14 protein-coding genes and 3 pseudogenes are annotated in these 14,648 nt (G+C 75.3%); 11 read left to right on the top strand and 6 right to left on the bottom strand.

Annotation, left to right across the window (positions count from 1 at the left end; genetic code table 11):
- Nucleotides 1–108: 108 nt before the first annotated feature.
- Nucleotides 109–978 carry an AraC family transcriptional regulator gene (locus AC3WUG_RS11485; RefSeq protein ID WP_492327772.1) on the top strand — a complete coding sequence of 290 codons (870 nt, stop codon included), beginning with the start codon at nucleotides 109–111 and terminating at the stop codon, nucleotides 976–978.
- A 10-nt stretch (nucleotides 979–988) separates the two neighbouring features.
- On the opposite strand, the gene AC3WUG_RS11480 is transcribed toward AC3WUG_RS11485, so the two are convergent.
- From AC3WUG_RS11480 to AC3WUG_RS11470, 3 genes are all read right to left on the bottom strand, one after another.
- Entirely contained in the window at nucleotides 989–2,527 is a 1,539-nt protein-coding gene (locus AC3WUG_RS11480) for an SDR family NAD(P)-dependent oxidoreductase (protein WP_492327771.1), read from the bottom strand.
- A 112-nt stretch (nucleotides 2,528–2,639) separates the two neighbouring features.
- Nucleotides 2,640–3,674 (bottom strand): hypothetical protein, encoded by a 1,035-nt coding sequence (locus AC3WUG_RS11475; protein WP_492327770.1) that lies wholly within the window; start codon nucleotides 3,672–3,674, stop codon nucleotides 2,640–2,642.
- Between the two features lie 40 nt (nucleotides 3,675–3,714).
- Nucleotides 3,715–4,098 (bottom strand): HNH endonuclease, encoded by a 384-nt coding sequence (locus AC3WUG_RS11470; RefSeq protein WP_147795247.1) that lies wholly within the window; start codon nucleotides 4,096–4,098, stop codon nucleotides 3,715–3,717.
- 101 nt (nucleotides 4,099–4,199) lie between these two features.
- On the opposite strand from AC3WUG_RS11470, the pseudogene AC3WUG_RS11465 reads away from it, so the two are divergent.
- The 10 genes and pseudogenes from AC3WUG_RS11465 to bla form a co-directional block, all read left to right on the top strand.
- Nucleotides 4,200–4,403: pseudogene (locus AC3WUG_RS11465) on the top strand (cold-shock protein); the annotation flags it as partial.
- A gap of 6 nt (nucleotides 4,404–4,409) precedes the next feature.
- Nucleotides 4,410–4,604 (top strand): annotated as a pseudogene (locus AC3WUG_RS11460) (cold-shock protein); the annotation flags it as partial.
- A gap of 57 nt (nucleotides 4,605–4,661) precedes the next feature.
- Nucleotides 4,662–4,868: pseudogene (locus AC3WUG_RS11455) on the top strand (cold-shock protein); the annotation flags it as partial.
- Nucleotides 4,857–5,159, top strand: a complete 303-nt coding sequence (locus tag AC3WUG_RS11450) for a cold-shock protein (protein ID WP_374225992.1) — start codon at nucleotides 4,857–4,859, stop codon at nucleotides 5,157–5,159. The pseudogene AC3WUG_RS11455 and the gene AC3WUG_RS11450, both read left to right, overlap by 12 nt.
- A 58-nt stretch (nucleotides 5,160–5,217) precedes the next feature.
- Nucleotides 5,218–5,796 carry a GNAT family N-acetyltransferase gene (locus AC3WUG_RS11445; RefSeq protein ID WP_492327769.1) on the top strand — a complete coding sequence of 193 codons (579 nt, stop codon included), beginning with the start codon at nucleotides 5,218–5,220 and terminating at the stop codon, nucleotides 5,794–5,796.
- 365 nt (nucleotides 5,797–6,161) lie between these two features.
- Entirely contained in the window at nucleotides 6,162–8,024 is a 1,863-nt protein-coding gene (gene dnaK, locus AC3WUG_RS11440; RefSeq protein WP_492327768.1) for a molecular chaperone DnaK, read from the top strand.
- Nucleotides 8,021–8,650 carry a nucleotide exchange factor GrpE gene (locus AC3WUG_RS11435; RefSeq protein ID WP_147795251.1) on the top strand — a complete coding sequence of 210 codons (630 nt, stop codon included), beginning with the start codon at nucleotides 8,021–8,023 and terminating at the stop codon, nucleotides 8,648–8,650. Before dnaK ends, AC3WUG_RS11435 begins: the two co-directional genes overlap by 4 nt.
- Nucleotides 8,651–8,777: 127 nt before the next feature.
- A complete protein-coding gene (locus AC3WUG_RS11430) occupies nucleotides 8,778–9,788 on the top strand; it encodes a DnaJ C-terminal domain-containing protein (RefSeq protein ID WP_147795252.1) in 1,011 nt (336 codons plus the stop codon).
- Nucleotides 9,789–9,857: 69 nt separating this feature from the next.
- Nucleotides 9,858–10,307, top strand: coding sequence for a heat shock protein transcriptional repressor HspR (locus tag AC3WUG_RS11425; RefSeq protein ID WP_158370677.1), 450 nt, complete (start codon nucleotides 9,858–9,860; stop codon nucleotides 10,305–10,307).
- Nucleotides 10,297–11,322: a class A beta-lactamase gene (gene bla / locus AC3WUG_RS11420; protein WP_492327767.1), complete on the top strand. Its 1,026-nt coding sequence runs from the start codon at nucleotides 10,297–10,299 to the stop codon at nucleotides 11,320–11,322. The genes AC3WUG_RS11425 and bla overlap by 11 nt, the downstream gene beginning before the upstream one ends.
- Here bla and AC3WUG_RS11415 read toward each other — a convergent pair.
- From AC3WUG_RS11415 to AC3WUG_RS11405, 3 genes are read right to left on the bottom strand one after another with little or no spacing between them, the layout of a single operon-like run.
- Nucleotides 11,310–12,740, bottom strand: coding sequence for an AAA family ATPase (locus tag AC3WUG_RS11415; RefSeq protein WP_492327766.1), 1,431 nt, complete (start codon nucleotides 12,738–12,740; stop codon nucleotides 11,310–11,312). The genes bla and AC3WUG_RS11415 overlap by 13 nt on opposite strands.
- A gap of 50 nt (nucleotides 12,741–12,790) precedes the next feature.
- Complete coding sequence (locus AC3WUG_RS11410) at nucleotides 12,791–13,606, bottom strand: ABC transporter ATP-binding protein (RefSeq protein ID WP_492327765.1); 816 nt, start codon at nucleotides 13,604–13,606, stop codon at nucleotides 12,791–12,793.
- A 31-nt stretch (nucleotides 13,607–13,637) separates the two neighbouring features.
- Nucleotides 13,638–14,558 (bottom strand): ABC transporter permease, encoded by a 921-nt coding sequence (locus tag AC3WUG_RS11405; RefSeq protein ID WP_492327764.1) that lies wholly within the window; start codon nucleotides 14,556–14,558, stop codon nucleotides 13,638–13,640.
- Nucleotides 14,559–14,648 lie beyond the last annotated feature (90 nt).

Below are 14,648 nucleotides of genomic sequence, written 5' to 3'. Positions count from 1 at the left end.
CCGGTACTTGGCAACACTGAATACCCACGAGTCCTGATCGGATCGGGCCAGGATGGTCGGGCGGCGTCGTGCGCGCGGTCGGCAGGCTGGGCCGCGGAAGGGAGCACCGTGATCGCCTCGCTCAACCGGCTCGTCGACGTGGTGGAGGACCGTCTCACCGACGACCTCGACGTCGCCGACCTCGCAGGGACGCTCGGCACGACCGAGTACCACCTGCGGCGCCTGTTCTCGTCGCTGGCCGGGATGCCGCTGTCGGACTACGTGCGCCGCCGCCGGATGACCGTCGCTGCGGCGGAGGTCGTCGACGGCCGCGGCGACCTGCTCGGCATCGCCGTGCGGCACGGCTACGGCTCGGCCGAGGCGTTCGGCCGGGCGTTCCGCGCGGTGCACGGCGTGAGCCCGGGGCAGGCCCGGCGCGATGGCGGCCCCCTCCGGACCCAACCCCGCCTCAGGTTCCGCCTGACCGTCGAAGGAGCAGCACCCATGGACGTCCGACTCGTCTCCCGCCCCGACTTCCGCCTCGCAGGCCACGCCGCCCGCGTCCCCCTCGTGCACGAGGGGGTCAACCCCGCGATCCAGCGGCACGTCGCCTCGCTCCCCGCCGAGGAGCACGCACGGCTGAAGGTGCTGGGCGACGCCGAGCCGGCCGGGCTGCTCGCCGTGAGCGCCGACCTCGACCCCGACCGCCGCGAGGGCACGGAGCTGACCTACCTGCACGGCGTCGCCGTCTCGGACGCGGTCGAGGTGCCGGACGACCTCGACGTCCTCCCGGTGCCGGCGGGGTCGTGGGCGGTCTTCCGCGCTGCCGGGCCCTACCCGGAGACGCTGCAGCGCCTGTGGGCCGCGACCGCGACCGAGTGGTTCCCGTCCAACCCCTGGCGCCTGCGCCCGGGCCCGGAGGTCGTGGCGGTCCTCGAGCGCGCCGACGACCTCAGCACCGCGACCGTCGAGCTCTGGCTCCCGGTCGAGCCGGCCTGACGGGCACAGGTCACCACTGCGAGCGCGCGTAGTCCTTGAGGAAGCAGCCGTACAGGTCCTCGCCGGCCTCGCCGCGGACGATCGGGTCGTACACCCGGGCGGCCCCGTCGACCAGGTCGAGCGGCGCGTGGAACCCCTCCTCGGCGAGCCGCACCTTGGTCGGGTGCGGGCGCTCGTCGGTGATCCACCCGGTGTCGACCGCGGTCATGAGGATGCCGTCGGCGAACATCTCGCCGGCGCTCGTCCGGGTGAGCATGTTGAGCGCGGCCTTGCTCATGTTCGTGTGCGGGTGGCCGGGGCCCTTGTACCCGCGGGCGAACACGCCCTCCATCGCCGACACGTTCACGATGTAGGTCCGCCGCGCCGACGACGCGGCCATGGCGGCGCGCAGCCGGCTGACCAGGATGAACGGGGCCGTCTGGTTGCAGAGCTGCACCTCGAGCAGCTCCATCGGGTCCACGCCGTCGACCGTCGCGACCCACGAGTTGGTCTCGGCGACGTCGGGGATGAGGCCGCCGGCGTCGATCGACGTCCCCGCGACCAGCCGCTCCAGGCTGGCCGCCTCGGCGGTCAGCGACAGCGCGGTGAGCTCCTCCGCGGCGGCGCGCCCGGCCCGCTCGATCGCCAGCGCGGGGCTGGTCAGGTCGCTCACCGACCCGGCGAGCGCGCGCGGGTGCGCGTCGCTGGTGCGGCCGAAGGTGGTGATCATCCGCGCGGCGTCCGCGTCCAGCGGGGCGTCCTCGGCGTCCGCGATCCGCGCGTACGCGCCCGGCGACCGCCGCACCGTCTGCGCGGCGTTGTTGATCAGGATGTCCAGCGGGCCCTGGGCGGCGACGTGGTCCGCCAGCGACACGACCTGCGCCGGGTCGCGCAGGTCGATGCCGACGACGTGCAGCCGGTCGATCCAGTCGGCCGAGTCGTCCATCGCGCTGAACCGGCGGACCGCGTCCTTGGGGAACCGGGTGGTGATCGTCAGGTCGGCGCCGTCGCGGAGCAGTCGCAGCGCGATGTACATGCCGATCTTCGCGCGGCCGCCGGTGAGCAGCGCGCGGCGGCCCGTGAGGTCGGTGCGGGCGTCGCGCTTGGCGTGGTGCAGCGCCGCGCAGTCGGGGCAGAGCTGGTGGTAGAAGGCGTCGACGACCGTGTAGTCCTGCTTGCAGACGTAGCAGGCGCGCGGGCGGATGAGCGTCCCCGCGATGGCGCCGGTCGCCGACGAGGTGATCTGGATGCCGGCGGTCTCGTCGTCGATGCGGCCGGGGCTGCCGGTCGCGGTGGCGGCGACGACCGCGGCGTCGGCCTCGGCGACCAGCCGGCGCTTCTCCCCGCGGCGGTGCTTCTTCGCGGCCTTGAACATCGCGGACGCGGCGCGGCGGGCGGCGGCGTGCTGCGGGTGCGTCTGCGGCAGGGCGGCGACCTGGTCGGCGACGCGCAGGAAGGTGGCGAACTCGGCGGGGTCGACGCCGGGCACGTCGGCCGCCGCGACGAGGTCGAGGTCCTCGTCGGCGGGCCCGTCCGGGTGCTGCGCGGGCGTGGTCGTCTGCGCGCTCATGCGCCGTCCGTCCTGGGGTGGGGAGAAGGCGCCGCGGTCGCGCGGGGCCCGGAGGATCCTACGGCGCGGACCGCCGCGAGCCCACGGTGCGTCTGGTCACACCGCCGTCGGATCAGCCCTGGCGCTCGCGACTCCGCCGACCCCGCCGCCCGCGCCTGTCGCCCGCGAGCCGCGCCCGGCGCTCCTCCTCGCGCTTCGAGTACGTGGCCGCGCGGATCGCGTCGTCCGACTCGAGCCCCGACCCGAGGCCGCCGCCGACGGTGGCCGCGGAGGCCACGAACCAGGACAGCAGGAACAGGTCTCCGTACCCCAGCGTGGTGCCGAGGTAGCCGCCCATCACGGCGGGGTCGAGGACGAACAGCGCCCAGGCCAGGTTGACCACGTAGAGCATGAGGTAGCACACGACCACCCCGATGACGAGGGTCACCAGCGTCGAGGTGTTGTAGAGGCGGGACCGCTCGCGGGCCTCCGGGGAGGAGTCCTCCGGCCGGTCCCACAGCTGCCCGTCGACCACGAGCCACCCGACGACGAGCGCCACGGAGGCGACCGTCGCCACCGCGAGGCGCCACGTCGACAGGGACCCGGCGAGGAGCCACACCGTGGAGTTGATCGTGGCGACGGCACCGGTCGCGAGCGCCGCGACGAGCGCGGACTTCAGGCCGGGCACGAGCAGCCACGGCCGGTTGGCGAGCACCATGCCCACGAGGAGCCGCCCGCGGCCCCGGACGCGCGGCAGGGGCACCCGCTCGTCGTCGGACGAGGTGGCGTCCGCCATGCCGCCGACGAGCTCCCGGACCGCGTGCCGGGCGCGCGCGTGCATCCGGAGGCCGCCGAGGGCGGGCAGCGACAGGACCGCCGCCCGGCCGCCCGGGTCCACCTTGGTCAGCAGGTACCGGCCGTCGTCGTCGCGCAGCGGCAGCTCGGTGAGGCCGACCACGAGGTCCCAGCCGTGCCGGCTCGCGTGCTCGGCCAGCCGGTCGATCGCGGTGCCGACCTCCTCGGAGCCCACGGTGAACGGCTCGCTCACCACGTCGACGTCCCAGCTCGCGCGGTCCGGTCCGCGCGGCGGGTCGAGGTCGCCCATCTGCTGGGCGATCTCGGTGGGTGACGCGGGATCGGCCACCAGGCCGACGCGGATCGGGTCCACCCGCGTCAACGTATCCGCGGGTCGCCCGGGCGGCGACCGCTCAGGCCGGGTCGGACGACCCCGCGAGGGTGCGCAGGACGGTCGCGTGCCGGACCAGGAACGCCCGCTCGTCGAGCTTCTTGCGCCGCAACCAGCCGGTGACCTCGTCGTTGTGCTTGCTCGCGTTGCAGGACGCGCACGCCGGCACGACGTTCTCGAGCGTGTAGCGGCCCCCTCGGGAGATCGGCAGGACGCAGTCGCGCTGCAGCGCCGGGCCGGGGGCCCCGCAGTACGCGCACGCGCCGCCCCACGCGGCGACGAGGTCCGCCCAGTCGGTCGCGGTCAGGTCGTTGTCGGCGAGCGCGACCCGGCGCCGGCGGCGCTTCGCGTAGCGCGCGCGGGTCGACGGCGACGCCCCGGACGAGACCTTGCGACGGCGGACCACGCCGCGACGCTACCGCCCCGCCACCCCGGGGCAGTTCGTCCCGCGCGGGCGTCGGGGGGACACTGGGGGCAGCAACCGCCATCACCACGAGGAGTACCACCGTGCCGCAGGGAACCGTCCGCTGGTTCGACACCGAGCGAGGGTTCGGCTTCATCGCGCTCGGCGACGACGCCGAGGACCTGTTCGTCCACGCGTCCGAGATCGTCGGCCAGGAGGGTCCGACGTCGCTGCGCGAGGGGCAGTCCGTCGAGTTCGAGGTCGGCGAGGGCGACCGCGGCCCGCAGGCGCGCCAGGTCCGCGTCACGGGCGACGTGCCGGCGGACGCCGCGCTCGGCGTGCTCGGCACCGTCAACTGGTACGAGCCGGCCAAGGGCTACGGCTTCCTCACCCGCGAGGACGGCCAGGAGATCTTCGTGCACAGCTCGGCGGTCGTCGGTGGCGGCGTGCTCACCGACGGCCAGCCGGTCGCGTTCCTGGTCGTCGACGGCGAGAAGGGCCCGCAGGCCGACCACGTGCTGCCGCTCGCGGCCGGCGCCGGCGCGGGCGCGCCCCGGGGCGCCGCGCTGAACGACGGCGCCGACGGCACCGTGACCTGGTACGACGCCGGCAAGGGCTTCGGCTTCATCACCCCCGACTCCGGCGACCAGGACGTCTTCGTCCACGCCCGCACGCTCACCGGCGGGCTGACCGAGCTGGCCGAGGGCGACCGGGTGAGCTACCGCGCCTCGGAGGGCGAGAAGGGCCTGCAGGCCCAGGGCGTGCGCCTGGTCGGCGGCTCCGGGCGCGGCGGGCGCGGCGCGCCGTCCCGCGGCGACCGCCCGTCGCACGGCGGCCAGGACCGCTCGTCCCGCACCCCGCAGCGCGGCGGCCAGGGCGTCGTCGCGCGCTACGACGCGGAGCGCGGCTTCGGGTTCATCGCACCCGACGACGGCGGGCCGGATCTGTTCGTCCACGTGTCGGTCCTCCAGCGCGAGGAGGCGCTCTACGAGGGCGACCGCGTCCGGTACCAGGTGCGGCAGAGCGACCGCGGCCCGCAGGCGGACCGCGTCGAGCTGATCTGACGTCGTGCCCGGCCGGGGCACCGCCGCCCCGGCCGGCCGTTCCGGCATGCTGGCCGCCGTGGACACGTACCTGCGCACCGAGCGCGTGACGCTGCGGCCCTTCGGTCCGGACGAGGCGGACCTGCTGATCGAGCTCGACAGCGACCCCGCGGTGATGCGCTACCTGTCCGGCGGCGAGCCGACCGCGCCTGAGCTGGTCCGCGAGCGCGACCTGCCGAGCGTCCTCGCCGGCTACGACCGGTGGGCCGGGCGGTTCGGGCTGTTCGCCGCCCACGACACGGCCGACGGCGCGTTCCTCGGGTGGTTCTGCCTGCGCCCGGAGCGCGACGGGCCGCTGGACGAGGTCGAGCTCGGCTACCGGCTCCGTCGCGCCGCGTGGGGCCGCGGCTACGCGACGGAGGTGTCCGCCGCGCTGGTCGAGCGCGCGTTCACCGACCTCGGCGTCCGCGTCGTGTGGGGCGCCACGATGGCGCTGAACCACGCGTCCCAGCGCGTCATGGAAAAGGTCGGCATGGCCGTGACGCAGCCGCTGCCGACGCCCGACGACATGCTCGCGGTCGAGGGTGCAGACCTCGGCGGCTACCGGTACGAGATCACCCGGGAGCAGTGGCAGCAGCGTGCTGCCGCCGGCGCCTGACGTCACCCCTGGGGCTCGGGGATCAAGCCTCGCCGAGATCGCAGAAGATGCGGGGTTCGCGCACGTCGAACCCCGCATCTTCTGCAATCTCGGCGCCGGCGTGCCCGAGGTGGGGCGCGGGGCAGGGGGAGGGGCGGGTGTGGGGCGGGTGTGGGGCGGGCAGGGGCGGGGCAGGGGAGGGGTAAGGGCCGGGAACATTCCGCGCGGGCGAGGAGTTGAGCCAAGCAGACTCAAGTTCGCAGCCGCGGAGTTGCACCGCGACCGACCGCGGCGCAGACTTGAGCGCAGCAGGCTCAAGGCGCCACCGCCCCGGCTCGGGACGGCCGCAGCGCCCGACCACGCAGCACGAACGAAGGAGCACAGACATGGCACGAGCAGTCGGCATCGACCTGGGCACCACGAACTCCGTGGTCGCCGTCCTCGAGGGCGGGGAGCCCACCGTCATCGCCAACGCGGAGGGCTCGCGGACGACCCCGTCGGTCGTCGCGTTCTCCAAGACCGGCGAGGTGCTCGTCGGCGAGGTGGCCAAGCGCCAGGCCGTCACCAACGTCGACCGCACGATCTCGTCCGTCAAGCGCCACATGGGCACGGACTGGTCCGTCGAGATCGACGACAAGAAGTACACCGCGCAGGAGATCTCGGCCCGCGTGCTCGGCAAGCTGAAGCGCGACGCCGAGGAGTACCTGGGCGAGCCCGTCACCGACGCGGTCATCACCGTCCCGGCGTACTTCAACGACGCCGAGCGCCAGGCGACCAAGGACGCCGGCCAGGTGGCCGGCCTCAACGTCCTGCGCATCGTGAACGAGCCGACCGCGGCCGCCCTCGCCTACGGGCTGGAGCGCGGCAAGGAGGACGAGCTCATCCTCGTCTTCGACCTCGGCGGCGGCACGTTCGACGTCTCCCTGCTCGAGGTGGGCAAGGACGACGACTTCTCGACCATCGAGGTCCGCGCGACCTCCGGCGACAACCGCCTCGGCGGCGACGACTGGGACAACCGGATCGTCGAGTGGCTGGTCGGCCAGGTGAAGAACTCCACCGGCGTCGACCTCTCGAAGGACAAGATCGCCCTGCAGCGGCTGCGCGAGGCGGCGGAGCAGGCCAAGAAGGAGCTGTCGTCCGCGACCAGCACCAACATCAGCCTGCAGTACCTCTCGATGTCCGAGAACGGCCCGATCCACCTGGACGAGAAGCTCACCCGGGCGCAGTTCCAGCAGATGACGGCCGACCTGCTCGAGCGGACCAAGGCGCCGTTCAACGCGGTCATCCGCGACGCGGGCATCAAGCTGGCCGACATCGACCACGTGGTGCTCGTCGGCGGCTCGACCCGCATGCCGGCCGTGGCCGACGTCGTGCGCGAGCTGACCGGCGGCAAGGAGCCGAACAAGGGCGTCAACCCGGACGAGGTCGTGGCCGTGGGTGCCGCGCTCCAGGCCGGTGTCATCAAGGGCGACCGCAAGGACGTCCTGCTGATCGACGTGACCCCGCTGTCCCTGGGCATCGAGACCAAGGGCGGCGTGATGACCAAGCTCATCGAGCGCAACACGGCCATCCCGACCAAGCGCAGCGAGATCTTCTCGACGGCCGAGGACAACCAGCCGTCGGTGCTGATCCAGGTGTTCCAGGGCGAGCGCGAGTTCGCGCGGGACAACAAGCCGCTGGGCACGTTCGAGCTGACCGGCATCGCGCCGGCCCCGCGCGGCGTCCCGCAGATCGAGGTCACCTTCGACATCGACGCGAACGGCATCGTGCACGTGTCCGCCAAGGACCGCGGCACGGGCAAGGAGCAGTCGATGACGATCTCCGGCGGCTCCGGCCTGCCGAAGGACGAGATCGACCGCATGGTCAAGGAGGCCGAGGCGCACGCCGCCGAGGACAAGAAGCGTCGCGAGGAGGCGGAGACCCGCAACTCCGCCGAGCAGCTGGTCTACTCCACGGAGAAGCTGCTCACCGACAACGACGACAAGCTGTCCGACGACGTGAAGTCCGAGGTCCGCTCTGCCGTCGACGACCTGAAGAAGGCGCTCGAGGGCGAGGACCTGGCCGAGGTCACCGCGAAGCAGACCGCGCTGGTCACCGCGTCGCAGAAGATCGGCGAGGCGCTGTACTCGGCGAACCAGCAGCCCGAGGGCGCCCCGGCCGGCGAGCAGCCCGCCGCGGACGCGTCGTCCGCGCAGGACGACGACGTGGTGGACGCCGAGATCGTCGACGACGAGGGCGACAAGAAGTGACCGACCAGCCGAACCCGCAGGGGCGCGATCCCGAGGAGGAGGCCCCGCGCGTGACCGACAAGCGGCGCATCGACCCGGAGACGGGGCAGCTGCGCGAGCCGACCGCCGAGGAGCAGGTCCTGGCCGAGGCCGAGGCGGCGGCGACCGCCGCCGAGGAGGCCGTGGTGCTGGAGGGCCTGGTCGAGGCGCAGAAGCTCGCCGCCGAGCGGCTCGACGAGCTGCAGAGGCGGAACGCCGACTACTTCAACCTCGAGCAGCAGTACTCCGCGTACGTGAAGCGGTCCAAGTCCGAGGCGGTCACCGCCCGGGACCAGGGCGTCGCGTCCGTCGCCGAGGCGCTCATCAGCGTCCTCGACGACATCGAGCTGGCCCGCCAGCACGGCGACCTGGTCGGCCCGTTCGCGTCGATCGCGGAGAAGCTCGAGGGCACCCTGGGGCGGTTCGGCATCGAGCGCTACGGCGCCGCCGGCGAGCCGTTCGACCCGCAGGTGCACGAGGCGCTCATGCACGGGCACTCGGCCGACGTCACGGAGCCGACGGTGCAGCAGGTGCTGCAGCCCGGCTACCGCATGGGCGAGCGCGTGATCCGCGCCGCCCGGGTGGCGGTCGTCGACCCGGAGGCGTGACGGGCATCATCAGGACCCACCGGCAGGGGCCGCGTCGTCACGGCGCGGCCCCGGCCGTGGGGTCCACCCCGGTCCGGGGCCGGACGCGGGCCCCGGGGAACCGGACGAGAGAGCGGAAGGAGGCGTCGTGAGCGGTCAGGACTGGCTGGAGAAGGACTTCTACGCCGTGCTCGGCGTCGCCAAGGACGCGGACGCGGCCACGATCAAGAAGGCGTACCGCAAGCTCGCCCGCACCATGCACCCCGACCACAACCCGGGGGACGCGGCGGCCGAGGCGAAGTTCAAGGAGGTCGGCGAGGCCTACGCGGTGCTCTCCGACCCCGAGCAGCGGCAGCAGTACGACCAGCTCCGGGCGATGGCCGGCGGCGCGCGGTTCCGCGCGGGCGCGGGCGGCCCGGGTGGTGCCGGCGGCGCGAACGGCGGCTTCGAGGACCTGTTCGGCGGGGTGTTCGGCGGCGGCGCCGGCGGCACCCGCGTGCGGTTCCCGCAGGGCGCGGGCGGCGGTACCGCGGGCGGCAACGGCGGGTTCGAGGACCTGCTGGGCGGCCTGTTCGGCGGGGGCGGCGGCTTCGGCCAGGGCCGCACCGCCCGGCGCGGCGCCGACCTGGCGGCCGTGACCACGCTGCCGTTCCGGCAGGCGGTCGAGGGCTCGACCGTCGCGCTCGGCGTCGAGGGGCGGACCGTCAAGGCCCGCATCCCCGCCGGCGTCCGGGACGGCCAGAAGATCCGGCTGCGCGGCAAGGGCCGCCCCGGGGAGAACGGCGCGCCCGCGGGCGACCTCGAGGTCACCGTGCGCGTGACGCCGCACCCGGTGTTCGCGCTGGACGGCAACAACCTACGGGTGACCCTGCCGGTCGCCTTCGACGAGGCCGCGCTGGGCGCCGAGGTGCCCGTGCCGACCCTCGACGGCGGGCAGGTGCGCCTGAAGATCCCGGCGGGTACCCCGTCGGGCCGGACGCTCCGGGTCAAGGGCCGCGGCGTCACCACGGCGAGCGGCACCGGGGACCTCCTGGTCACGGTGCAGGTCGTCGTCCCGCAGCGGCTCAGCGCCGCCGCGAAGGAGGCCGTGCAGGCGTTCGGCATCGCGACGTCCGGCGAGGACCCGCGCGCCGACCTGCTGGCGCGGGCCAAGGACTGACGGGCCGGCGCGCTCGGGGCACCGCCCCGCGCGCGCCGACCGACCGACCGACCGGAGGAGGTGGCGGGGATGGTCTCGGAGGACGCGCAGGTGTACGTGATCTCGGTCGCCGCCGAGCTCGCGGGCATGCACCCGCAGACCCTGCGGCAGTACGACCGGCTCGGGCTGGTGCAGCCCGGCCGCACCCGCGGGCGCGGCCGCCGGTACTCGCTGCGCGACATCGCGACGCTGCGCGAGGTGCAGCGCCTCTCCCAGGAGGAGGGCGTGAACCTCGCCGGCATCAAGCGGATCCTCGAGCTCGAGTCCGAGGTCGAGCGGCTGCGCCGCCAGGTGGAGTACCTGCGCGCGTTCGCGGAGCCCGGGCGGCGCGTGTTCACGGCGCACCCGTCCGGCGACGTCGTGGCGATGGGCCGCGGCCAGCGCCGGCGCGGGGCCGCGGACGGCGGGGCGCCCTCGGAGGATCCGCGGGCCGTGGGCGCGCGCGGGGCGATCGTGCTCTGGCGGCCGGGTGCGCGCTGAGCGCCGGGTGCGCGGTGGGCGCTGGGTGCGCGCCGAGCGCCGGGCTGGTGCCGGGCTGCCCGCGGCGGCGCTGGCCCGTGCGGCGCTCGCGATGGCCCTCACGCTGACCGCCGCGGCGTGCGCGCCCGACCCGCCCGGCGGGCGCGACGGACGGGCGGCCGAGGTCCCCGCACCGACACCGACCGGGGCTCCCACCGCCGCCGCGCCCGCCGACCTCACCGCCGCCGTCGAGGCCGACCTCGCGGCGCTCGAGCGGTCGACCGGCCGCCGGGTCGGCGTGTACGCCCACGACACCGGCACCGGCGACACGGTGGCGTACCGGGCCGACGAGCGGTTCGGCTACGCGTCGACGCTCAAGGCGCTGGCCGCCGGCGAGGTGCTGGCGGGGCAGCCGGCGTCGGTGCTCGACCGGCCGCTGACCGTGACCGCCGAGGACGTCGCGGACGTGGGCCACGCCCCGGTCACCGCCGGCGCGGCGGGCACGGACCTCACGATCGGCGCGCTCGGCGCGGCGGCGGTCACCGACAGCGACAACGGCGCGCTCAACGTGCTGCTCCGGCACCTGGGCGGGCCCGCCGCCCTGCAGGCGGCGCTCGCGGCGCGCGGCGACACCACGACCCGGGTCGACGCGGCCGAGCCGGAGCTGAACCGGTTCACGCCCGGCGACCCGGCCCGGACCTCCACCCCGCGCGCCCTAGCCGACGGGCTGGCGACCTACGCCGTCGGCGACGCCCTCGACCCCGCGGTGCGCGAGGCGTACGTCGGCTGGCTCACCGCCAGCACGACGGGCCTCGACGCGATCCGCGCGGGGACGCCGGACGGCTGGGTGGTCGGCGACAAGACCGGCACCGCCGGCCGGTACGGCTCCCGCAACGACGTCGCGGTCCTCTGGCCGCCCGGGCGCGCCCCGCTCGTGCTGGCGGTGCTGACCGACCACCCGGACGAGGCCGCCGAGCCGGACGACGCGGTGCTGGCGGCGGCGGCCCGGACGGTGCTCGCCGCCTACTCCGGCTGACCCGCACCCGCCCCCAGCAGGGACCGGGTGACGCGCTGCGTGTCGTCCGTGAGCTCGGCGACCGCCGCGCCGAGGGCGGCGTCGTCCACGGTGCGGTCCTCCTCGGCGGCGAGCAGCACGGCCCGCCGGATCACCTCCTTGACGAACGACGCGGTCACGCCGGCCGTGGCCCCGGCCGCGTCGCCCAGCGCCCCGGGCGTGAGCGGCAGCCCGTCGGCGTAGAGGCGGAACAGCCGCAGCCGGGCCTCGTCGTCGGGCAGCGGGATCTCCACCGCGAGGTCCACCCGGCCCGGACGCTGCGCCAGCGCCCGCTCCAGCAGGTCGGCGCGGTTGGTGGTGAGCAGGAACGCGACGTCGGCGTCCCCGCCGAGGCCGTCCATCGCGTCGAGCACCTCGAACAGCAGCGGCTGCGGACCGGCGTGCAGCGACCGGTCCTCGGAGATGAGGTCGACGTCCTCCAGCACGACGACGGCCGGCTGCAGCGCGTGCGCGGTCTCGGTCGCGAGCCGCACCAGGCCCAGCGACTGGCCCGCCAGCACGATGGCCGTGGTCCCCGCGTCAGCCCCGAGGAGGTGCCTGACCGTGTGGGTCTTGCCCGTCCCGGGCGGCCCGTAGAGCAGGACGCCGCGCTTGAGGTGCTGGCCGGCGGCCCGCAGGCGGTCGCGGTGCCGGGCGACCCCGAGCACCTGCCGCTCGACCCGCTCCAGGGTGCCCTCGGGCAGCACGACGTCCTCGGCCGGGACCCGCACCCGCGGCAGGAACGTGACCCCGCCCGCCGACTGGCCGTACGGGCTGGGCGTGAAGCTCACCACCTGGCCGCGCAGCACCGAGTGGCTCAGCATCGCCTCCCGGACCGCGGCCAGCGCGGCCGCCGCCGCGTCCTCGTCGGGCGACATCGCCTCGAGCTTCGCCTCCTGCCCCTGCTGGGGCGCGGCCGCCCGCTGCAGCAGGGCGACCGGGGCGCCCCCGAACCGGAACAGGTGCACGCCGAACGCGACGACCCGGCGGTCGGCGTCGGGTCCGACGGGCACGCGGACGTAGTCGACGGCGCCGACGGGGAACTGCGCCCACGCGCCGGAGTGCTCGACGATCTCGGAGAACGACGAGTGCCGGCGCTGCTCGCCGCCGCCGACCCCGACGAGCCGCCCGCCACCGGCCGCGCCGACCACGACCTCGAGCGCCACGTCGGCGTCGACCGCGCGGAGCGCCCCGACCTCTTCCGTCAGGACGGCCAGCCCGCGCGGGTCGGTGCCGAGGTGCTCGCGGAGCACCTCGGCGATCGGCGTGGCGTCGCCGGACCGCCGGCGCTGCGCGCGGTCGTTGACCCGCTCGATCAGCGTGCCGACGGCGTCGAGGAACGCGTCGGTGCGGGCGGGGTCCGGGTCGGGGGCCACGACCCCCGGGGTTCCGTCGGTCATGGCCCGACGCTAGCCACCCGACCGGCCCGCGCGCGGCCGTTTTCCTCGGCTCACGCCGCCGGGGCCGCGACCTCCTCGTGGACCAGCGCGGAGATCCGGCGCTTCAGGGCGTTGAACTCCGCGGAGGTCACGTCCCGGTCGCCCGCGAGGTCGATCGGGACGATCTGCTTCACGTGGCCCGGGACCCCGTGCGACGCGCCGCCCGCCATCACCACGACGCGGTCGGCGAGGAACACGGCCTCCTCGATGGAGTGCGTGACGAACAGGACGGTCGTGCCGGTCTCCCGGTGGATCCGGGACAGCTCGCCCTGCAGCGTCGACCGGGTGAGGGCGTCAAGGGCCCCGAACGGCTCGTCCATCAGCAGCAGGGACGGGTCGTTGGCGAGCACCCGGGCGATGGCGACGCGCTGCTGCATGCCGCCGGACAGCTCGCTCGGGTACTTGTCCGCGAACCGGGTCAGCCCGACGGCCCCGAGGAACCGGTCGGTGCGCTCGGTGACGACGGAGCGCTGCAGCCGGGCCTGCTTCGGGCCGTAGGCGATGTTCTCCCGGACGGACAGCCACGGGAACAGGCCGTAGTCCTGGAACACGACGCCGCGCTCGGGGTCCGGTCCGGTGACCGGCGCACCGGCGACCGCGACAGTGCCGGACGTCGCGTCCTCGAAGCCGGCGAGGATCCGCAGCAGCGTGCTCTTCCCGCAGCCCGAGGCGCCGACGACGCAGACGAACTCGCCGGCCGGGACGTCGAGGTCGACGTCGGCCATCGCGGCCACGGAGGCGCCGGACCGGGTGGGGTACTGCTTGCCGAGGCCGGCGACGCGGACGTCGGCGGGCTGGCGGGGGCGGACGGTGCCGATGCGGGGCATGGTCGTCTCCTGTCGGGTCGGGCGGGGCGCGTCAGGTCAGGGTGGGGCGGCCGCGGGTCGCGAGCGCGAGGAGGCCGGTGAGCAGGCGGTCGGCCACGAAGCCGCACAGGCCGATGACGACCATCCCGGCGACGATGAGGTCGGTCTTCGACTGGTCGCGGGCCTGCGTGATCATGGCGCCGAGCCCGGTGTTGATGCCGACGGTCTCGCCGACCACGAGGATCACCCACGCCAGGCCAAGCGCCACGCGCAGCCCGCTGGCGATCGACCGCATCGAGGCGGGCAGCACCACCTTGTAGAGCACCTGGGCCTTCTTCGTGCCGAGCATCGCGGCCGCCTCCAGGAGCCGCACCGGCACCTGGCGCACGCCGGCGATCGTGTTGAGCAGCACCGGGAAGAACGCCGCGAGGAACACCAGGAAGATCGCGGAGCCGTCGCCGTACCCGATGATCAGCAGCGTCAGCGGCGCCCACGCGGTGACCGGGATCGGCCGGGCCAGGTTGACCGTCGGCTCCAGCATCCGGAACGCGAGCGAGAACCGGCCCATCACGACGCCGAGCGGCACCGCCAGGGCGACCGCCAGGGCGAAGCCGGCGAGCACGCGCTGCGTCGAGGCCCACAGGTGGGCGAGCAGGGTGCCGCTGAACGCGTCGTCCACGATGCCCCCGACCGCCAGGTCGACCAGCCGGCGGCCGACCTCCAGCGGGGTGGGCAGGAAGCCCATCTTGATGCCGAACGGCAGCTCCCACGCCTGCTGCACGCCGACGGTCCACAGGACCAGGACGAGCGCGGGCACGGGGAGCGCGAGCAGGAGCGGGCCGACGCGGGGGCGGCGGCGGGCGGCGCGGGCGGGGCGCTCGGGCGCCGGGGCGGCGGGAGCGGGGGCCTGCGCGGCCCGGGCGGGCGCAGCGGCGGTCGCCGGGGCGGCCGGGGTGGCCTCGGTGCTGGTCATGGGGTCTCCCTCGCGGGCGGGGGGGGGGGGGGGGGGGGGGGGGGGGGGGGGGGGGGGGGGGGGGGGGGGGGGGGGGGGGGGGGGGGGGGG

Source organism: Cellulomonas sp. EB106-03-03-XG116 (genome assembly GCF_058792015.1).
This window is presented reverse-complemented; position numbering and strand designations above follow the sequence as displayed.

What these genes read in the sequence shown, in the direction of transcription:
- AC3WUG_RS11480 (WP_492327771.1), bottom strand. Translation starts at nt 2,527, where the DNA reads ATGAGCGCGCAGACGACCACGCCCGCGCAGCACCCGGACGGGCCCGCC.
- dnaK (WP_492327768.1), top strand. Translation starts at nt 6,162, where the DNA reads ATGGCACGAGCAGTCGGCATCGACCTGGGCACCACGAACTCCGTGGTC.
- AC3WUG_RS11425 (WP_158370677.1), top strand. Translation starts at nt 9,858, where the DNA reads ATGGTCTCGGAGGACGCGCAGGTGTACGTGATCTCGGTCGCCGCCGAG.
- AC3WUG_RS11415 (WP_492327766.1), bottom strand. Translation starts at nt 12,740, where the DNA reads ATGACCGACGGAACCCCGGGGGTCGTGGCCCCCGACCCGGACCCCGCC.
- AC3WUG_RS11410 (WP_492327765.1), bottom strand. Translation starts at nt 13,606, where the DNA reads ATGCCCCGCATCGGCACCGTCCGCCCCCGCCAGCCCGCCGACGTCCGC.
- AC3WUG_RS11405 (WP_492327764.1), bottom strand. Translation starts at nt 14,558, where the DNA reads ATGACCAGCACCGAGGCCACCCCGGCCGCCCCGGCGACCGCCGCTGCG.